General features: G+C 35.3%; 15 protein-coding genes. 3 read left to right on the plus strand and 12 right to left on the minus strand.

All coding sequences use genetic code 11. The features are described 5' to 3' along the window. Nucleotides 1-151 precede the first annotated feature (151 nt). Nucleotides 152-997, plus strand: coding sequence for an MBL fold metallo-hydrolase (locus J2756_RS09285; protein ID WP_209584932.1), 846 nt, complete (start codon nt 152-154; stop codon nt 995-997). 50 nt (nt 998-1,047) lie between these two features. Here J2756_RS09285 and J2756_RS09290 read toward each other — a convergent pair whose 3' ends face one another. Next, nucleotides 1,048-1,428: a hypothetical protein gene (locus tag J2756_RS09290; protein ID WP_209584934.1), complete on the minus strand. Its 381-nt coding sequence runs from the start codon at nt 1,426-1,428 to the stop codon at nt 1,048-1,050. Between the two features lie 298 nt (nt 1,429-1,726). Here J2756_RS09290 and J2756_RS09295 point away from each other — a divergent pair, with 298 nt between their 5' ends. Further along, nucleotides 1,727-2,065, plus strand: a complete 339-nt coding sequence (locus J2756_RS09295) for an ArsR/SmtB family transcription factor (RefSeq protein ID WP_209584936.1) — start codon at nt 1,727-1,729, stop codon at nt 2,063-2,065. 78 nt (nt 2,066-2,143) lie between these two features. Next, complete coding sequence (lon, locus tag J2756_RS09300; protein WP_209584938.1) at nt 2,144-4,522, plus strand: endopeptidase La; 2,379 nt, start codon at nt 2,144-2,146, stop codon at nt 4,520-4,522. 252 nt (nt 4,523-4,774) lie between these two features. Here the strand turns inward: lon and J2756_RS09305 are convergent, their stop codons facing one another. The 11 genes from J2756_RS09305 to J2756_RS09355 form a co-directional block, all read right to left on the minus strand. Further along, nucleotides 4,775-5,119, minus strand: coding sequence for a hypothetical protein (locus J2756_RS09305; protein WP_342593131.1), 345 nt, complete (start codon nt 5,117-5,119; stop codon nt 4,775-4,777). A 151-nt stretch (nt 5,120-5,270) separates the two neighbouring features. Further along, nucleotides 5,271-6,668 carry an undecaprenyl-phosphate glucose phosphotransferase gene (locus tag J2756_RS09310; protein ID WP_209584950.1) on the minus strand — a complete coding sequence of 466 codons (1,398 nt, stop codon included), beginning with the start codon at nt 6,666-6,668 and terminating at the stop codon, nt 5,271-5,273. Between the two features lie 34 nt (nt 6,669-6,702). Further along, nucleotides 6,703-7,581: a glycosyltransferase family 2 protein gene (locus tag J2756_RS09315; RefSeq protein WP_209584953.1), complete on the minus strand. Its 879-nt coding sequence runs from the start codon at nt 7,579-7,581 to the stop codon at nt 6,703-6,705. A 214-nt stretch (nt 7,582-7,795) separates the two neighbouring features. Next, nucleotides 7,796-8,737: a glycosyltransferase family 2 protein gene (locus tag J2756_RS09320; protein WP_209584955.1), complete on the minus strand. Its 942-nt coding sequence runs from the start codon at nt 8,735-8,737 to the stop codon at nt 7,796-7,798. A gap of 14 nt (nt 8,738-8,751) precedes the next feature. Next, nucleotides 8,752-9,501 carry an ABC transporter ATP-binding protein gene (locus tag J2756_RS09325; protein WP_209584957.1) on the minus strand — a complete coding sequence of 250 codons (750 nt, stop codon included), beginning with the start codon at nt 9,499-9,501 and terminating at the stop codon, nt 8,752-8,754. A gap of 16 nt (nt 9,502-9,517) precedes the next feature. Continuing rightward, nucleotides 9,518-10,312: an ABC transporter permease gene (locus J2756_RS09330; protein ID WP_245316016.1), complete on the minus strand. Its 795-nt coding sequence runs from the start codon at nt 10,310-10,312 to the stop codon at nt 9,518-9,520. Nucleotides 10,313-10,368: 56 nt separating this feature from the next. After that, complete coding sequence (locus J2756_RS09335; protein WP_209584959.1) at nt 10,369-11,697, minus strand: UDP-glucose dehydrogenase family protein; 1,329 nt, start codon at nt 11,695-11,697, stop codon at nt 10,369-10,371. A 514-nt stretch (nt 11,698-12,211) separates the two neighbouring features. Next, a complete protein-coding gene (locus J2756_RS09340) occupies nt 12,212-14,605 on the minus strand; it encodes a glycosyltransferase family protein (RefSeq protein ID WP_209584961.1) in 2,394 nt (797 codons plus the stop codon). 105 nt (nt 14,606-14,710) lie between these two features. After that, entirely contained in the window at nt 14,711-15,697 is a 987-nt protein-coding gene (locus J2756_RS09345) for an NAD-dependent epimerase/dehydratase family protein (protein ID WP_209584963.1), read from the minus strand. After that, the gene (locus tag J2756_RS09350; protein ID WP_209584965.1) at nt 15,690-19,409 is read right to left on the minus strand and encodes a glycosyltransferase; all 3,720 of its coding nucleotides are present in this window, start codon (nt 19,407-19,409) and stop codon (nt 15,690-15,692) included. The genes J2756_RS09345 and J2756_RS09350 overlap by 8 nt, the downstream gene beginning before the upstream one ends. A 33-nt stretch (nt 19,410-19,442) precedes the next feature. After that, on the minus strand, nt 19,443-20,834 hold the full coding sequence (locus J2756_RS09355) for a hypothetical protein (RefSeq protein WP_209584967.1): 1,392 nt from the start codon (nt 20,832-20,834) through the stop codon (nt 19,443-19,445). Between the last annotated feature and the right edge of the window lie 5 nt (nt 20,835-20,839).

A 20,839-nucleotide genomic window follows, 5' to 3' on the forward strand; every position in this document is an offset into this window, starting at 1 on the left:
GATATGATGTAGAAAATCATATAGAATAGTTTAAGCTGTGTGAAGTAGATAACATTGGAAATAAAGTTCTCGTTATTAAAGATAGTTATTAAAGATAATTTCTCGTTATTAAAGATATTTTATGGTTAAACCAGATTAAGGGATGTAAAATATGAAAATAGTACCATTTCCATTAAAAAAAAGTTCAAACAAAGGATGGAAGGATGTTTTCAGCAATCCAAGACCAGTTACAGTGGAAAGTTTTAAAACAGGAACTGTAACTCTGAATATGAGGGGAACACTGAATCCTAAACATCTCAATGCAGGTCATATTGAGGATGAAGACCTGGAAGTCCCGATAATGGCCCATCTTGTGCACCATGATGATTTTGGAGATTATCTCCTTGATACTGGGCTTGATGCGTCTTACTGTAACGATCCAAGGGGTAATGTTAGGGGAATTTTTTCATGGATCTTCACAGACGAGTTCCAACAGGAAAAAGATGAAAACATAGCTTATCATCTGAATAAAAGGGGAATAAAACTTGAAGGAGTATTTTTAAGCCATTTGCACTCGGACCACATGGCCGGGATAAGGGAGTTACCCCATGATATTCAGTACGTGATTGGTAAGGGTGAAAAATGCCTGGAATCCAAGCCATTTCACTACGGAGGTTACTTCAAGGGCCTTGAAGCTATCCATGAAATAGATTTTTCTACTGTAGAAACCATGCCTCCACTGGGGCCATCTGCTGATTTACTGGGCGACGGATCCCTCTGGGCCATCCACACACCTGGCCACACAAAGGGGCACATGTCATTTCTGGTTAACGGCTTAGGAGGACCTTTACTTCTAACCATTGATGCCTGCTTCATCAGGGAAAACCTGGAACGCAGTGTTGCACCCTCAAGTTACACCTGGAACGTTGAGAGGGCCCAGAAGAGTCTGGATAATATTCTGGAGTTTTTGAGGGAGTACCCTCAGGTCAGGGTTATTTGTGGGCATGAAAAACCATAAATCTATATATAAAATGAGTGTTCTATAAAAATGGCAAGTGTATGGAAATTTTATGGAGGGTAGTATCCATCATTTTCCTTTTTATACCTGAGCCATGCATACAACATATGGTCATCAATTGTGTACTTCTTATTAGAATGTGAGAGTATCCCCTTATTTTTAAGTACATTCACATATTTTGCAAGTGTCCTATTGGAAAATTCTACTTCACTCAGCAACTCACTCCAAGTTGAAGGTCCCTTTTCAATGATGGTTGTGATAATGTCCTTTTCCTTTTCTGAAAGTGTGGCCCATATGGATGTCCACATAATGGCGATCTGCTCAATTTTTTCATAGAATGTCTGAATAATCATATCTTCATCGTACTTCACACTTCCAGACATGGTATTACAGAAGCTGTTTATGTAGGCAGGATATCCTCTGTAGTTCACACAACTTTTATAGTTTACTTAATTTCACTAATGTACTTAGGTTAATCATTATTTTTGTTATACTTAATCTCACTACTATACTAAAATACACTAAAATTTTAAGTTTATTTGATTACACTTGTGTTATTGAATACACTGATTGGAACTTAACTGGATTGCATTTGTAATTTTCATTTTATTTGATATAACAACCTAATTTTGCTTTTTATTTGAATCAAAGCAACCATTCAACTCTTTTGAATCTCCTTGATCCCACAAGAGAAAAGTATATAAGCATATACTTATATACTTATGTTCCATGCTGGAGATAGATCATGGTCACGACCCTGAGGTACAGGAAGAACTGGAAGAGCTCTTCAAGGCACTTGCCAATGGTAACAGGCTCATACTGATTCGTTGGCTTGCTTCAGGTGAAATAGAAAGGATCAGTGTAACTGAGATGGCAAATATAATGGGCCTGACACAGCCTGCAGCCTCACAGCACCTTAAAGTACTCAAAACAGTTAAGATCCTCCATGCAGAAAAGGAAGGTAACTACATTTACTACACATTCAATAAACGTGCCCTGTTAAAGCACAAAAAAAATATCGATTTTTTATTCAGTTGTGCCTTAGCAAAGTGCGATCAATTCAAATAAAATTATGAACAGGGATAAACCCAAAACGGAACTTAAAAACCAGGCTAAAATGCCGCATATGTGCCCTTGGGTGATAATATGAAAGAAACGAATTTCAATGAAGAATTAGCTGTAGTGGTCATACCAGATGTTCCACTACTACCTGAAACCAATATCAACCTCAAAGTTGGTAAAGAAGCTGGAAGCGAAATCTACACCCGTGTTAAAGACGATGATTTCCACGGTATAGCTTTAGCTCTTAAACAAATGAATCCTGAAGGATTCCCTGAAGAATCTGATTTCTACAGGATAGGAACCATCATCCACATCCAAAACGTCAAGGAAATGAAGGACTTCTACCAGATCAAAGCCGAGATCAAGGAAAGGGTGGAAGTGGAAGATTTCATTGCTGACGGTGATAATTACAGGGCAAACTACAGCTTCTTGCCCGACATCATAGATCTGGAGCCTTTTGACCAGGAAGAAATGCTCATGAACATCCAGAACCTGGTAGAAGAGATAAGTGAGAACTTCAAGGGATCAGAAGCTTACCTCAAACAGGTCCATGAATTAAATGATTTAACGAAGGTCATGGCCTACGTGTTCCCATACATGAGGCTTTCAATTGCGGAAAAACAGGAATTACTTGAAATGCGCTCCCTCAGAGAGAGGAGTTTGAAGTTCCTTGAGTTACTCGTTGACCAGAAGGAATCCATCAAGTTCCACATGGAAATGGGAGCCAGACTCAACGAGGAGATGAACAAAAAACACAGGGAAACAATGCTCAAAGAGCAGCTAAAAGCCATACAAGATGAGCTGAGTGATTCTGAAGGACACTACGGCAACAAGGATTACAGAACGCTCATAGAAGAATCCCAGATGCCAGATGAGGTAAGGGAGGTTGCACTTGATGAGGTTAACAAACTCGAGAGAGGGGGTTCCAACAACTCTGAGGAAAACGTTATCAGAAACTACCTGGATCTTTTGACCAGCCTACCATGGGGACCAAGTGAAACCAGGGATATAGATATTGAAGCTGCAAGGAAGTTACTTGATGAACAGCACTACGGCCTTGACAAAGTCAAAGACCGCATAATTCAGCACCTCACAGTCATGAAATTGAAACAGAACAAACAGGGTTCAATACTCCTGCTTGTGGGTCCACCTGGAACAGGTAAAACAAGTCTTGGAAAAAGTATAGCAGAAGCCCTGGGCCGTGAATACGTCAGGATAAGCCTGGGAGGTGTCAGGGATGAATCAGAGATCAGGGGTCACAGAAGAACCTACCTTGGAGCATTACCAGGTAGGATCATCAATGGAATGAAACGTGCAGGAACCAGAAACCCTGTGTTCATCCTTGATGAGGTGGATAAACTCATGGCATCTGTAAACGGCGACCCAGAAAGTGCCCTCCTCGAGGTGCTTGACCCAGAGCAGAACGACACCTTCTCAGACCACTACCTTGACGTGCCCTACGATCTTTCAGATGTGTTCTTCATAGCCACCGCAAATTCACTCAGGGACATTTCAGGACCCCTACGTGACCGTATGGAGATCATCCAGATAGGCAGCTACACCAGTCATGAAAAGTTCAGAATAGGAAAGGACCACCTCATAGCAGATGTGCTTGAAGACAACGGCCTGGATGAAACCAAACTCCAGATCCAAGACGAAGCCCTGAAAACCCTCATAGAAAACTACACAAGAGAAGCAGGTGTCAGGGGACTTAAACGTCAGCTTGCAACAGTTGCCAGGGTTGCATCAGAAAAAATCGTCCTCGGAAAGGTTGAATTACCCTACGTGGTCAGGGAGGACATGCTCTACGACATGCTGGGCCATGAACTCATCCAGATAAACAGGGTTGGTGAAAACAACCTTCCAGGAGTTGTAACTGGACTGGCATGGACACCTGTGGGTGGGGACATACTCTTCATTGAAGGAGCTTTCATGCCAGGAACAGGTAAATTAACCCTTACAGGTCAACTTGGTGATGTTATGAAGGAATCTGCAAAGATATCCCAGAGCCTCATCCGTTCAAGAATGGCTTTCAGCCTCAAGAACATGGAGTTCGATAAGAAGGACCTGCACATACACGTTCCTTCAGGTGCAATTCCAAAGGATGGACCATCTGCAGGAGTGGGACTTCTAACCACAATAGCATCCCTTGTAACAGGTCAGGCAGTTGACTCTGAACTGGCAATGACAGGTGAAATATCCCTCAGAGGTGCAGTGCTGCCTGTTGGAGGTATCAAGGAGAAGGTTCTTGCAGCACACCGTGCAGGAATCAAAAGGGTTATACTGCCAAAGGAAAATGCAAAGGACCTTGATGATGTTCCAGATGATGTTAAAGCAGAACTGGAGTTCATAACAGTGGAAACAGTTGAGGATGTTATAAAGGAAACCATTGGTATAGAACTCCCAAAACCAGTGCTAATGGATATTAATACAGATTCACTGGCTGGTGGGGCAGGGGCTTAATCCCAGAACATAAATGAGAAATTCATTCAATTTAAACTTCCTTTTGGATTGGAAGATTTCTCAATTTTTTCTTTATTTTTAAGATTTATTTTTGAAAAATAAGATTATTTAATTCTTCAATATCTATTTAAACCTTAAAATTCTTTTATTTAACTAAAAATTTACATTTATTATTTAAAAAAAATTTTTATATTTATCAGATTTTTATATTTATCAGCATGCCTTTAAAAATAAAGTTTTTAATGGAATTAATCAACTAACCCTCTTGAAGTCAAGGATCACCCTTACCATAGCGGGTTCAGTGTCAATATCCACGGTTATTGCAGGTCCTTCGTCCATGTACATGGAAACTAAAAGAAACTCATCTGATACTTTTTCCCCATCACCTGCAGTTGTGTTTATGATGAAGAGTTCCTCTTCGCTACTTTCAAAGAAATCCACAACCTTGGATGTGTCCGGCCCAACAACCCTGAGCATGATCATGAGGTGTTCCTCTGTAGAGAAATGGAAATCCTTAACGAACTCGCGAGGAATTATTAAATCTGTTTTAATACCGTCAGTCTCTTTAATGAATGTTACAGCTTCAGATACTCCCACCAAGATAATCACCCTCTTCAGTTTTTTTTTATTCATGAAATTGAATCATTTAATAATTATTTGATTCTTTAGATTAATAAATATGAAAATTGGATGATGTCAATGCCAACCCTTTGACTCAATCATCTAAAAAAAAGGGGGTTAAACCAGATCAGTAGGCATTATCAAACCAGTTTAGAAATGTCATGAAGAATATTTTCACATCTAAGAGGAAGCTCCAGTTCTCAACGTAGTAAATATCATGTTTTATCCTTTCTGCAATGGATGTATCTCCTCTCCAACCATTAACCTGAGCCCAGCCTGTCATTCCAGGTCTTACGTAGTGTTTGATCATGTACTTGGGAATTTCATCCCTGAACTTCTCTACGAAGTACGGACGTTCTGGTCTGGGACCTATTAAACTCATATCTCCCTTTAATATGTTGAAAAATTGGGGTAGTTCATCGATGTTGGTTTTTCTGATGAAGGAACCGATCCTTGTCTTACGGGGATCTTTATCTGTGCTCCACTGATACTTTTCATCTTTTTCATCCTGAACCTTCATACTCCTGAACTTGTACATGGCAAATAACTTCTTATTATGGCCAACTCTTTCTTGTTTATAAATCACAGGTCCTGAAGAGCTTATTTTTATTAAAATAGCTGTTATGATCAGTATTGGTGATGTTACAATGATCCCTGAAATTGCAACGAAGATATCGAATATCCTCTTGACTGTCTTGTTGGAATATTTCTCAAGGGGCACGTATCTTATGTTTATAACAGGAATATCATCTATCATGTCAAAGTAAGGCTTTGCAGGGCAGTAAATGAAATAATCGGGAATTATCTCAGCTTTCACACCACACCTCTCAAGTGTGTCCACGATACTTTCTATGATCTTATGATGCCTTGCAGATAATGTTATTATAACCCTGTCAATTTCATTGTTTTTAACTATCTTTTCAACATCGTTTATATTCCCTATAACAGTTGAATCCTGAACTTTATGTCCTTTTTCAAATTTATCATCCAGAAATCCAATTATTTCATACCCTATGTATTTACTTTCCTTAATTTTAACTGCAAATTTCTCGCCAAGTTCTCCTGCCCCTACAACCAGAATATATTTGATGTTGAATCCTTTACATCGGATATACCTTAAGAAAGATCTGAGAACATATCTTTCCCCAATGCAAAATCCACAGCTTAAAATAGCGAAGATGATGAGGAGGTACCTTGAATAATTGATGATGTTAATTAGGTAAAGGGATGTAAGGATAACCAGAAATCCGAGAACATTTCCCTTGATGATCTGTAACGCTTCAGAATCAAAGTTTTTAGTTCTTTGGGGATCGTACAAACCAAATGAATAATAAAGGAAAATGTAGAGTGGTAATATAAGCAAAAGTGAGATCATGTACTGTTTGAAGGACCATATGCCATATCCAGCACCTAGAATATCTGTTTCAAAACGCAGATACCATGCTAAAATTAATGAAAACCCTATCACAGCCATATCTACAATAATTAGTATGGCGTTGAAAAATCTTTGATTTTCTCTGATCATTTAAAATCACTGTTTTTTTGAGTTTTTCAAGTAATTACTTGAAGAAATTTATGAACCTCTTCAAACAGTACATGCCCCATATTCCAAGATAAGTAATAAATGTTACTGTTTTTGGATAGTTGTTCTTATAATGTTTGTTGTAGAATAGGTGCATTGCCCTATAGAACTCATATATCATCTTTGGTTTTTCTTTTTTGTTGAGGCTCCCACCTTTGTAATGGATTATCTGAGCATCACTGTAATAGATTATCTTCCAGTTTCCTGCCCTTATACGGTAGCACCAGTCTATGTCCTCCCCGTACATGAAGAAGGTTTCATCCAGAAGACCCACATCCTCTATCGTGTTGGATCTGACCATCATGAAAGCCCCCATGATACAGTCAACCTCGTAGGTCTCATTTTCATCCAGGTAGGTGAGGTTGTAACGTCCGAAACGTTTGCTCTTTGGGAAAAGCTTTGAAAGACCTGTCATCCTGTAGAATGAGACACAGACCGTTGGAAAACTTCTCCTGCAGGCTTTGTCCAATTTTCCATCTGGAAGAAGAACCTTACAGCCCAGTGCACCTATTCTTTCATCTTTTTCCATGTATTCAATGCATCGCTCCAGGCAGTCATCCACAACCACGGTGTCGGAGTTGAGAAGTAGAACGTATTTTGAATCAGTTTCTTTCAGTGCCTGGTTATTTGCATGGGCAAAACCCCTGTTTTCCTTGCTTGAAATGAACCTGATCAATCCCTGTTCTGTTTCCTTTGAAAAGTACTCCTCTAACCTTTCAAGACTGCCGTCACCGGATGCACTGTCCACCAGAAATATCTCATAGCTGAAGGGGTGATCTCTTTTTAAAACGGATTCTATGGTTTGTTTGGTTAAATTGTAAGTTCTGTAGTTTACCACTATGATGGACAGATCCATTTTAACGCTCCTTTTGGTGGGTATGTCTTTATTGGAAAATCATTAATTAATTGATCCCTATGTTTTTTAATAAGTTTTCCCTGTTATTTTTGATAGTTCCTCTTATTTTTTTAGTTTTAATGAAGGCTTCTTTGAAGAATATTAATGGCTTTGAATATTCTAGAAATCAAAAGGATGGAAAGATTCTTCAATTTTTTTATCAAAAAAACTGCGTTCATAAAAACACGAATTTCACAGTATTTTTAATGAGAAGCCATTCAACTTTCACGTAGTTAATCAGGTTATTATTATATTTTATTTTTTCTACGTCATGACGGGAGTTAAACCCTTCCTTCAGCCCATCCAGGTAATCCCTTCCATATCCCTTCCTGAGGAAGAACAGATACTTTATGAAATATCCTAAAAGCAAGAATATGAGGTTTAAAGCTAACTGGGGCCAGGGCATGTTCTTGTAGGGAAGGTAAACGTTGTTCCTTGCAGATATTTTTACCTTGAATGCGTTGTGTTTACTCCCGCTGGTTCCACTGCCGTGATGGTAAACAACAGCTTCAGGACAGTAAATTGATTTGTAACCGTGGATACTGGCTCTGTAGCTTATATCAACATCCTCGAGGTAGGCGAAGAAGTTCTCATCGAAATATCCAATTTCCTTTAAGATACTTCTCCTGTAGAGGGCTGCCCCTGCACAGGCACTGAAAACCTCCTTTTTTTCATTGTAGTTATTAGCTGATCTTCCGTTACCCACCTTTTTTGTCCAGCCCAGAATGGTGTATGCATCACCTGCATCATCCATCAAATCCCTGTTTTCAAACTGGATCATCTTCGAGGAAACTGCGAAGATGTTTTCATCACTTTCAATGCACTTTACAAGTTTGGAGATGCAGTTTTTCTCAAGTTCAGTGTCGTTGTTTAAGAGGAACACGTAATCAGTTTTTGAAGCCTGGATTCCCTGGTTGACTGCAACTGCAAATCCCAGATTTTCCTGGTTTTTGATTAGGGTAAAATCTGGATGATGTTCTGTTATGTATTCAACACTACCATCAGAAGAACTGTTATCAACTATGATAACTTCAGCTAGTTCCTTTTCAATGGATTCTAAACATTTTTCAAGGAAGTGCCTGCCGTTGTAGTTTGGGATAATCACAGTTAATTGCATTGATTCCACCAGGTTCATGATTTATCTGAATGAACCCATTTATCGTAAAGCTCACAAACCTCATCAACAGGGCCCTTAGCCATCAACTTGCCATGTTGAAGCCATATTGCCTTGTTGCAAAAGCTTTTCACCATATCCACTGAGTGTGATACAAATAGAAGCGTTACTTCACTATCCATCAGTGATTCCATTTTTTCACGGCTTTTTTCCTGGAATTTTACATCCCCCACAGACAGAACTTCATCCAAAATTAAGATCTCCGGCTTTACACTGGTTGCTATGGAAAAACCAAGTCTTGCTCTCATACCTGAAGAATAGTTTTTCAGGGGAACATCCAGGAACTCCTCTAATTCTGAAAACTCCACGATTTCATCAAATTTACTTTCTATAAACTCTTTGCTGTAACCAAGTAACGCTCCATTGAGAAATATGTTTTCTCTGCCAGTATAATCCGGGTCAAAACCAGCACCTAACTCCAGCAAAGGGGATATACGTCCCTTCACTTCTATGCTGCCTTCTGTGGGTTTCATGACTCCTGAGATCAGTTTGAGCAGTGTACTTTTCCCTGCGCCGTTCATTCCAACCAGACCTAATCTGTCTCCCTTTTCAACTTCGAATGAAACGTCTTTAAGGGCCCAGAAAGGCTGAAACATGAGTTCCCTTTTAAGAAATTTAATAACGTACTCTTTGAGGTTGTCAACCTTTTCCTGGCTTAAATTGAATTCCATTCCAACGTTTTCAACCTTGATAATAGTTTCTCCCAAATTCCATCACCTTCAATTAAATGTAAAGTATAAATCTGTCTTGGTACTTGTAGAACAATGCAATTCCTAGCAGGAGGGCAACAACACCAGATACCATGGCGAATAATAAAGTCATTGGATCGTAAGGTGTTCCATATAAAAATACGCTTCTACAGCAGCTTATAACTGCATAAACTGGGTTGTAATACTGTATGAACCTGAAACTTTCAGGAACAATTTCTGCAGGGTAAAATATGGGCATGGCCCACATTAACATCATGAGTAAAACTCCGTAGAGATGTTCCATATCTCTGAAGAACACATTTACAGTTGCCAGAATAAGTCCCATTCCTATGGTTAAAAGTAGTAATGCTACAAATGGTAGGGCTGCAAGAAGTATGTAAATAGTGAATGGTGCATTGGTGGCTAACATTACGATAAAAAGAACCACAAGGGACAGCAGAAACGTTACGAAGTTGGATAAAATGGTGGACAGCGAGTACATATACTTTGGTACGTAAATCGTTTTAATTATAGCTGAACTACTTTTAATGGAACGCATGGCTCCGTTGGTTCCTCCTGCAAAGAACTGATACACTAAAATCCCGGTCAGGTAGTACACCGGAAAGTTAGGTATGGCACGTTTAAAAAACGTTGAAAATATTATGGTCAGCACGACCATACTCAAAAGGGGCTCTAAAAAGCTCCAGAATATTCCTAACACGGATCTTCTGTACTTAATTTTAATGTCTCTTGATACAAGTTCCCTGAGTAAGAAATTGTACTTTTTGAAGTTGGCAAAAAATCTATGGTTAAATATTTCAATGTTCATTTGATCACTGTGAAATTCTTTTTTTATATCTTGTTCCATTAAAAATAGGAAATCTACTATTTTCCATTGCCTATCTGGTGATACTCAAAGCCAATGTCTTTCATTATCTCTTTGTTGTACTGATTCCTGCCGTCGAAGATAATCTGATTTTTCATTCTTCCAGATATCTCATCAAAGTCTGGACTTCTGAATTCCTTCCATTCAGTTACAAGGAGCAGTGCATCTGCCTCGTCAACTGCTTCGTACTTGTTCTCTGAAAATTCTATGTTCTCGTTGCCTTTGAAGTAATATTCTCTGGCAGCATCCATAGCCTTTGGATCGTAGGCTTTAATTTTAGCGCCCCTTTCTGTTAATTCATTAACGATGACAAGTGATGTTGCTTCTCTCATATCATCGGTTTCTGGTTTGAATGAAAGACCCCAAAGTGCAAATATATGTCCTGAAAGATTTTCACCAAACCTTTTTATTACTTTGTTTACAAGGGAAAGTTTCTGTTTATTGTTAACGGATTCAACTTCTCTCAGTATACGCGCTTCGTAACCTGTATCTGCAGCTGTTTTAATGAGAGCCTGAACATCCTTTGGGAAACAGCTTCCACCGTAACCGCAACCAGCATATAAGAAACTGTAACCTATTCTATTGTCACTACCTATTCCGAATCTGATGTTGTTGATATCGGCACCAACCCTTTCACAGATGTTGGCTATTTCATTCATGAAGGAGATGCGTGTTGCAAGCATGGCGTTGGCAGCGTACTTGGTCATCTCAGCACTCTTGATGTCCATAGTCACGAATCTTTCATGGTTTCTGATGAATGGAGCGTAAAGTTCCTTCATGGTTTCAATCACAGTTTCATCATTGGAACCTATGACCACCCTATCAGGCCTCATGAAGTTTTCAACTGCGGCTCCTTCCTTCAAAAATTCAGGATTGGAAACCACATGAACCTTGTAGTTTACTCCCCTTTTGTTCAACTCTTCATTTATAGTAGCTTTTACTTTATCTGCTGTACCTACGGGTACTGTGGATTTGTTCACCACTATCATGTCGTGGGAAATGAGTTCTCCTATTTCCTGAGCAGCTGAAAGAACATGCTGCAAGTCTGCACTTCCATCTTCATCCATTGGAGTCCCAACAGCTATGAAACAGATATTTGAGTTGTCAAGACCGTCCTTCAGATACTTTGTGAAGTGGAGATCTCCGTTTTTATGGTTGTTCACCACTAAATACTCCAGACCTGGTTCGTATATGGGTATGATACCCCTTTTCAATTTTTCAACCTTTCCATCATCAATATCAACACAGTAAACTGTGTTTCCCATTTCTGAAAAACAGGCACCTGTGACAAGACCAACGTAACCTGTTCCTATTATTGTGAGTTTCATCTATATTTACCTTCAAATTTAATATATTATGGATTTTATCTAAATGTTCATAAAAAAGGTTTATACTACTTTTTTTACATATTCATATGTTGGACGTATTAATCTGTTGAACCGTAATCCGTTAAGGATTCTCTGTTTAAATTAGTTATAATTTTAGTAAATATAATATCTGTTCCCCCTTTTAAAGCTATTTTATTTTAAGTTTTATGAGGGGGATTGAGGTTAGGGACTACAATATTGGGAAGATTGGGCCTTTCATTGTAATTAATTTGGTTATCCTCCTCACAAACGTTTCTTTTTATGATAAAAAAGATATAAAAGCGTTTACCAGAATCCCACCCAAATCTATACCAACTCTTCTACTTATTTAATTAGCACCTGTTAGACAAGTTAATTATATAACTTATTTTAGACTTTTGTGTATATGTTTTTAAAATCTGAAAACAGAAAAACAGAAATCTATGAAAAGACCAATGTACCTGTTTCTAGTAGTTATTTTTCATGTAACCTACATTTATTCTGAATTACCATTTTTAATATTAATATATTCTTCCAGAGCTTTTTTTAAGGTTTGGGCACGGTGATTATATGTATGATCTTCTAAGATCATTTGCTGTAATTCTTTGATTTTAGTCAATCTAACTTCATCATTGCTTAAATAGTATTCAATTAAATTATGTAATTCTTTTTTTGAATGATATGATGGCAGTAATCCTCCAAATGTTTCTTGTGCTCCAATTTCGCCATTAGTTATTACTAAAGCTCCACTTGCTAATGCATCAAAAACTCTACTGTTAACAGACCCATAATTTTTGGTTGCTATGTTGGCATCATCAATAACGAGTTTTGTAGAGGCGTATAGTTCAGGTAATTGGAAGTACTCAATAAACCCTTGGTAATACTCTTGTAATTTTTCAACTTTTTCCCAGTTTTTACCATATAATCTAAAAGTGTAATCTATACTCTTAGGGTTTAACATTTTAATGACATCTCGAGGGTAATACCAGTAACTACCTGTAAAACAATAATCGGAGTAGTATTCTTCCATTGGTTGAACATTATTATTAAATCTAGAAGCATTCGTAGCAATAGGTAATAAAATTGCATCCCGGTCAGTTTTTTCTTTAATATAATTGCAGGCTATTTGGCTAGATGCAAAAATTATGTCATATTCATACAAACCAGAGTGTTCAGCCCAACGGTCAAACCAATTGCGGGGCCAAGCAATCTTTATCAAAGATAAATTAGAACAAATGATCTTCCGGGGATCATAGGCGTCTAATAAAGATATTAAAACATCCACATCATTGGGAACTTCGTACCAGTTTCCAGGTCCATTGCGTGATAAAAACATCACATCCCACTTTAAATCTTTTAATGCTTCTGAGAATTCTAAAGCGGTGAAATAATCCCCTGCAGATGCATTTTCACCGCATTCTGTCACAGCAAAGGCAACTTTAAATGGCTTTTCAGAGAAAATACATTCACTATTTAACTTATCTAAGAAAAACTTATTTGATAACCAATCAAACCATTTACTCATAAGTAATTTTTTGTTATTTTGGAATTTAATATCCCTATAATTAGATATACTAATTTTTTCGTCTGAACCATATTCATAATGAAATAAAAGTGCTTTTGGACAGTAAATATTTTTATATCCTCTTTTTAATAGTTTTAAACAGAAATCAACATCCTCATAACCATAATAATATCTTTCGTCTAATCCTCCCACTTTTAGATACAAATCCTTTTTCACAAGTAAAGTTGCAGCAGTATTTCCCGCGACACATTTTTCAGATTTAAAAGTGGAATTAAATACTTCATAACCTTTTCCTCGATTTATAGGCCTAAAAAATGTATTTAAATTTTGGAATACTATGCCAGTGTGCTGAATTTTGAATGAATTATTTTTATTGAAGATAGATTCGGAACAGTTAGGATAAACCAGTTTGGCACCTACAGTACCTACTTTATCATGATTTAGTGCGGTTTGCATCATCTGGTTGAGCCAGCCATAAGTAGGTTCAATGTCATTGTTAAGAAGCAGGATATATTCACCTTTTGCAACTTGAACGGCTTCATTATTAGCTCTAGAAAATGATTTATTTTCACTATTTTTAATAATTGTCAGTGGCAGAGAATTTTTAAGTTCTTCTAGAAAAGATAGTGATTTATCACTGGACAAATTATCCACTACAATTATTTCATAGTTAGGGTACTGGATATCCTCTTTAAAATACTTGAACAACCGTTTCAAATGATTTAATCCGTTTCTATTTAATATGATAATTGAAACCAATGGTGCATTCTCATCAAAATGGTGAAGATCAAGAAGTGAAATATTTTCCTTTAATATTTCTTCATATTTTGCATTTGCTTCACTCTCACTTATCATAATTAATGGTTCAATAGACGTGTCCATGATGTTTCTTTGTCTTCCTTCTTTTTTTCCGTATAGGCTGTAGTGTATGAGTGGGTTTAGTTTTGATTTTTTTACGTCGGAGTATTTTTCGGTGTAGTATTTGCTATTGAATTGGGGGTTGGGGTTTCGCCCTTCTTGATATCCGTGGTATATGTAGTGGAGAATGGGGTCTACTCCAGAAACTCTAATGTCTTTGTTGTTTTTTAAGTAGTAACCTATATCTATCAAATGGTTATTTTTAATGGCATTAAAACCTTTGAGGTTTATGTAAGTATTTTTTAGGCCGTTGTTTTTACGGTTAAATAGAATGTACAATTGTGGAAACTTTGAAATCAGTTTTTGGGTGAATGGCCGATTTTTATTACTTAAATACTCTAACTCATAAAAACGAGCAGTAAGATCCTCAACCTGGCCATTCAAAAATTTCAAAGCCATTTCTTCTTTTTTAATGGATTCAACCTTAGTTTTAGTATCAATCAACATTTTTTACACTTTTAACTATGATTTTAAAATTTTGGTAGGTATATAAAGAAAGGTAATTCAAAAAGGAGCATTATATCTCAAGGTTATTCTTCAAAATTTAAAAGCTTAATCTATTTTTTGTTTAAAATAATTCCCTACCTTGGGGGAGGCCATATTATTTTCTTCAACATTTAAATAAAACTTAATCCATTCGTTATTTAGAATGATTCCATCTCTTAAGCTTATTTTGGGAGACCATTCCACTTTTTTATTAATTTTTGAGATATCTAACACAATTTTGGAGACATTTTCCATTCCAAAGTCTCCTTTTTTAATTCTCAGTGTATCATCTAAAACTGATTCTATTTCATTGAGAATATGGGTTAAAGAATATCCAACTCCACTTCCGATGTTAAAGACATTGTTGTCTGCAAACTTGCTTTCTGAAACTTTTATAGTGGCATCCACTAAGTCAGAGATATAAATGTAATCTCTAACGGAACCATCGGGGGTTCCTATAATTTTGGTTTCATTACCCGTATGGTAATTGTATAAAAGTTTATTTATAACACCGACACCGCTAAATGGATTTTGGTATTGTCCATAAGGGTTAGAATATCTACATATAACATAGTTAATCCCATACTTTAAGCTATAATATCTTAAAAAATTTTCCATAGATAACTTTCCGATACCATAAGGTGAAATGGGCATTAAGGTGTGATTTTCATTAACAGGATCTTTTGTCTCACCATATATAGCACCCCCAGAGGATGCTAAAACTACTTTTTTATTTTTATATTCCTTAACAATCTCTAGAAAGTTTATGAAGTTTTCAATATTTCCTAATTCGATCAGACTATCATTTGATGAATTTCTCACGTTGGAAACAGAGGCTAAGTATATAATTATATCTGATGCATCAACTAACTCTTTCACTAATTCTGTGTTGCTTAAATCATTTATAAAACTATTAAAATGTTTATTACTAATTTTTTTAGTATTTGAATCGTAGAGATCAATACAAAAAATATCTCTTTTTTTTTCAAGGAGTTTGTAAATGATATTTGTGCCAATAAAACCATTACCTCCTATTAATAGATATTTATACATGAGAATTACACTCCACCACTAAGAATTTTTTATTTATTAATTTTTCAGACATAAACTCAACAATTTCAATAGAAAAATTTTTGTTAGTTAAAAATTTTTTTATTTTTTTATTTAATAACTCATTATTGGAAAGTTGAATGATTAGTAATTTTGCTTTTAATGTTGTAATAATTCTATTAAGTAACTCCACATTTAAATCCATATTGGTAATTATTATATCACTTTGTTCTTTTAGATTCTCAATTAAATCTTCCAAAGATTCATTTATATCCCTTGTGGAATATTGTTGGTTTACTAACTCGAAAAATGGTTCTTGAACTGATTTGTAAATACTGTTATGGTTTAGTAATAAAGTACATTTGAGAGAACGATGTGTCCAATCTGTATTTCCGATTATTCGGTATATAGCTCTCTCAGAACTGTCAGAATCACATGAACTACATATTCTACCATTTAATTCTCCATTGCAAATATTACAATTTTTTAAGGCCACATGTTCAATTTGTTTGTTTTCTTCTAATTTTAATGGATGAACAAATGTTGTATTTTCATCCAAGTAAGTGAAGATTCCTGGTCGGGTTTTTTTGCTTAAAGATACCCATTCAGAAATCTCACCTAACTCCCATCCTTGACTTTCTAAGTAATAACTGTATTCCACGTCCATATGGTCTTGAGGAAGTAGTGGGTTAAATCCTCCACAATCTTCATAGGCTCCTCGACGTAAAATATAAATTCCTCCTTGTATATGTTTAAATTTAACATTATCTTTATTTAGGATATAATCTTTATTTCTAAACTTCTTAAACCATTTTTGCCCTTTATAAGTCCTTCCATTATAAAAACTTGGCGAATGAATTAAATTACCTGCAATCCCTACATTTGGATGCTTTTTCATGTAATTTATAGCTTCACGTTCCCATCCATGTTTTATAATAAATCCTTCATTGCTGCAAATATAAATAGCAAATTCATTTTTCATTTTTTCTAAAGCAATATTAGATGCAGGGCCACATTGCAAATTGTCTTTGAGGAAGATCAAGGATATGTTGGTGTATAATCTTGAATAGTTTACAAGAAAATTTTTAAAATCTTCATCACTATTATTGTCAATTATGGTTAAATTAAATTCCAGTGTGGTATGTTTAAATATCTGATCTAATATCTCTTTCATTGTCTTTAAATCTTTGTAATGTCCCGTTTGATATGTTACCATGAATATATCAATTTTATTATTGCTCCAAATATTTACCATAGTTTCAATTGTTTCTTCTACATTAGAAATTCTTTGAACTTCTTGTTGAGCGCGTTTTAACATGACTGTTAGATCGTTTTTATCCATATCCCTAACATACACTATTTTATCAGCTAGATCTGATGGTTCGTCAGGATTAATGACAAATCCGGAATAACCATTTAAAACAAATTCTGGAATGGAAGAAACATTAGTGGTTATCACTGGAATTCCATAAGCCATGGCTTCAAAAATAACTGTGGGCATTCCATCCATGTCACCATTAGATGCTCTTCTAGAAGGCAATACAAACAAATCACCCTCTTGATAAACTTCTTTTAAAGCTATATCCCCTTTAATAGGACCTTCAAAAATTACATTTTTTAAATCTAACTCTTTGACTTTACTTTTTAAGTTTTCTTCCAGAGGACCATAACCATAAATTTTAAAGGTCATTTCTTCATTTTCCAAAATTTTAGCTGCTTCAATAAAAGTATCGATTCCTTTCTTTTCTATGAAACGAGCAACGGTTATAACATTTTTAATATCTCTTTTAACTCGAGGGGTATTAAAGTCAACTTCTTCTATTTTATACCTAGTTGCTTGGCGTAAAAACATAATTTTATGTTGAGGAACTCCCCTTTCAGAAAGATATTCAAAATGAAACTTTCCAGGTACAAAAATCCTCAAACACAAACTACTTTGGCCTATTTCACCAATCTTATTTCTTTCATCATTTAGATGATGAAATATATCTATAGCATGTGCAGAAACTGTGAACGGAATTCCTGTTGCTTCTGCTGCAGGGTAAGTTAGAAGCGTACAAGCTGGATAAACAAAATGTGTGTGCATTAAATTGATATCAAATTCATTAATTTTTTGAATCAGATCGGATGCATCTTCAATTGGAATGGCCTCAATGTTAAAATTTACTTTAGCTTCTTTATCCGGTTTAACCTTATAAAAAACTCTGACATTGTAATTATTTTCTACCAACCAGCGCAACTCATTCATTACAAAAGTCTGTGATAATGCAGGAAAATCCCACAACACATAGGCTATATTCAATTTTTCAGGGGTTTCTCTAACTTGACGCTTGATTTTTTGTACTTCATCTATGTTTTTAACAACTTCGTTTTTCGAAATTGAAACTTGTGATAAACTCTTTTTTTGTCTGCCTTCTTTTTTTCCGTATAGGCTGTAGTGTATGAGTGGGTTTAGTTTTGATTTTTTTACGTCGGAGTATTTTTCGGTGTAGTATTTGCTATTGAATTGGGGGTTGGGGTTTCGCCCTTCTTGATATCCGTGGTATATGTAGTGGAGAATGGGGTCTACTCCAGAAACTCTAATGTCTTTGTTGTTTTTTAAGTAGTAACCTATATCTATCAAATGGTTATTTTTAATGGCATTAAAACCTTTGAGGTTTATGTAAGTATTTTTTAGGCCGTTGTTTTTACGGTTAAATAGAATGTACAATTGTGGAAACTTTGAAATCAGTTTTTGGGTGAATGGCCGATTTTTATTACTTAAATACTCTAACTCATAAAAACGAGCAGTAAGATCCTCAACCTGGCCATTCAAATAATCAAAACTTTTTTCTTTTTTCTTCAGAGCCCTTATTAAAAAATCTTTTTTCTTTAATTCTTCTTCTTTTTGATGTAGTTGGTTTTGGGTTTCCCCTAAGTTAATATTAGTTTCATTTAATGTATTATTAAGTTTATTTTTAAGGCTTCTTGTTTCACTGTTGGCAATTGTAACTTTCACCATTTCTTTTTCAAGAATATGTAAAAGATTAGCACTGTTGAGAAGGTTTTTAATTGTAGTTACTAATTCGGGAGTCTTAGGGGCTAAAATTCCAAGTCCAAAGAAGGCATCAACATACTCGAAAATAAAATCCTTGTGAGACTCTCTCAAGAAATCTTCAACCGCAGTTAAAACGCCATTCTGAGGAGTATTTTCATAAATAGAATTGTATAGTCCAGCGTTCAATCCGCCCTCTTTTTTTAAATCAGTTTGTCCGGGATACATCCCTAATCTTTCATAGGGTTGTCTGTATTTTTCAGGTATATTTTTAGGGTTGTAATAAAGATCTCTTCGACCATAGGGCCATCCAACATCATGTAGAAAGATAATGGGGAATTTTTTGTCTTTGAAATTTTTTTCAATTATCTTCAGTTCGTTGTAAACTGTGTACCAGTTGTGATCACCATCTATTAAAATCACATCATAATCCTCAAGGAGTGGTAGTCTATTGAGGCTCAGTTCTTTGTAGATCTCAAACCTATCTCCATATTCAGCTTTAAATTCATTAATATCAAATTTTGGAACTGGATCTATAGCAGTCATATGTGCATCATGTTCCACACAGTAATCTAAAATATTACGGGTGTTTATACCCGTGTCTGACCCAATTTCAACGATGTAATTAGCATTAACTTTCTCTATGATCGGTTGCATTAAAATGTTCCAAAATCTGTTCATCTACAATTCTCCTAGTTCATATTAATATGATAATTATTCCACAAATTCATACTTCATATTCTCTAAAAATCTTTCTGTTCTTATTTCCAGAATAATATCTGGTTTATACCACTCAATAAGTTCCTTATTAAAAAACCAGTGATCCCAATATAACAACACTTCCTTGGAATAAATTGACAAAACATCTTTTAAAAAATCCAAGGAGGAATCTCTAAATATTAAAATTCTTAGATCTGATAAACCTTGAGGATTTTCATAATATTCAGTTTTTCTTATACCAACGGTTTTAAACTTTTTAGGAATGTTATCTCCTAAATCTGTAAGAAACTTATTTTTAAAAGTTTTTACCTTTTCATTGAGGTAAATTTCCTTTTCTTCCTCTGAATAAGACCAATTTTTAGGCCAAGTTAAATCGCCATTGTGTAAACACTCTTTAATGGATATTTGTTCATTTATGATTTTGTCAAATTTTTCTTTTTCCAAATCATCTATGTAATTTAAGTAACAATAAGCTAACTCCTTTCCACCTAAATAATTGATATGAGAATTATTATTGAAATAACAACTTTTATCTAACTTTTTTATAAAATCTGGCACTAAACTTTTTATTGAATCGCAATTACGTTTAATTAATTTAATTTCAAATGGTAAGAACTCCTTACAGACCACACTTTTATCAGGTATAATAAAAAAATGATATTTAATATTGTTTTTTTTACAGAATTCTTTTTTGCTATTTAAACTTTTTTTGAAAAGATATGGATTAAAATTGTTGTTGTAAGAGTAATCAAAGTGTTGTCTAATCTCCTGGTTGGAATCATTGACTAAAAATAAATAACCTCCTTCTCCTTTTAGTGCAATTTTTTCAATATTGCTGTAATTGGGTACTGTAGCAAGTTTATTTTTTTCATTTTCTAATTGTTTTACTTTGCTTTGTAGTAACTTATTTTGGCCCAATAATTCCATGTACATTTGAATAAATTCTTCAGAGGGGGTTTCTTTGTTTGGAATTAAATTATTTAATAAACCCCCTATTTTTTTACCTTTTTTCAAAGTGGGAATATAAAATATTTTAATTTCTTCTATTTCAACAGTTCCTTGAGCATTGGTTGGATCTAACCTGAGCTTATTGATTTTTTCTTCAGAATGTATTAAAAAATGGTAAGTCTTTTTAATGCCTGGTTTTAACGCTTGGAGAGAACGTAAAGATGGTGTGAAGGTTTCGTCTTCTTGATAAGTCCAATAAAATTCAATGATTTCACCATGTTCTACATTAATTGTGACGGAGATCTTTTGAATTAAACCCTTCGGCAAATTTTTTATTTCAAGGATAGGATCGTTACCTGTTGCATTATATTTCCAAGAACCTATTTCCTTTAAATCGTTAAGTATTCTCACATCTTTTTGTTTTACATTGATAATCATGAAAG

Source organism: Methanobacterium aggregans, assembly GCF_017874455.1.
GTDB lineage: Archaea > Methanobacteriota > Methanobacteria > Methanobacteriales > Methanobacteriaceae > Methanobacterium_C > Methanobacterium_C aggregans.

What these genes read in the sequence shown, in the direction of transcription:
- J2756_RS09285 (WP_209584932.1), top strand. Translation starts at nt 152, where the DNA reads ATGAAAATAGTACCATTTCCATTAAAAAAAAGTTCAAACAAAGGATGG.
- J2756_RS09295 (WP_209584936.1), top strand. Translation starts at nt 1,727, where the DNA reads ATGCTGGAGATAGATCATGGTCACGACCCTGAGGTACAGGAAGAACTG.
- lon (WP_209584938.1), top strand. Translation starts at nt 2,144, where the DNA reads ATGAAAGAAACGAATTTCAATGAAGAATTAGCTGTAGTGGTCATACCA.
- J2756_RS09310 (WP_209584950.1), bottom strand. Translation starts at nt 6,668, where the DNA reads ATGATCAGAGAAAATCAAAGATTTTTCAACGCCATACTAATTATTGTA.
- J2756_RS09315 (WP_209584953.1), bottom strand. Translation starts at nt 7,581, where the DNA reads ATGGATCTGTCCATCATAGTGGTAAACTACAGAACTTACAATTTAACC.
- J2756_RS09320 (WP_209584955.1), bottom strand. Translation starts at nt 8,737, where the DNA reads ATGCAATTAACTGTGATTATCCCAAACTACAACGGCAGGCACTTCCTT.
- J2756_RS09330 (WP_245316016.1), bottom strand. Translation starts at nt 10,312, where the DNA reads ATGAACATTGAAATATTTAACCATAGATTTTTTGCCAACTTCAAAAAG.
- J2756_RS09335 (WP_209584959.1), bottom strand. Translation starts at nt 11,697, where the DNA reads ATGAAACTCACAATAATAGGAACAGGTTACGTTGGTCTTGTCACAGGT.
- J2756_RS09340 (WP_209584961.1), bottom strand. Translation starts at nt 14,605, where the DNA reads ATGTTGATTGATACTAAAACTAAGGTTGAATCCATTAAAAAAGAAGAA.
- J2756_RS09345 (WP_209584963.1), bottom strand. Translation starts at nt 15,697, where the DNA reads ATGTATAAATATCTATTAATAGGAGGTAATGGTTTTATTGGCACAAAT.
- J2756_RS09350 (WP_209584965.1), bottom strand. Translation starts at nt 19,409, where the DNA reads ATGAACAGATTTTGGAACATTTTAATGCAACCGATCATAGAGAAAGTT.
- J2756_RS09355 (WP_209584967.1), bottom strand. Translation starts at nt 20,834, where the DNA reads ATGATTATCAATGTAAAACAAAAAGATGTGAGAATACTTAACGATTTA.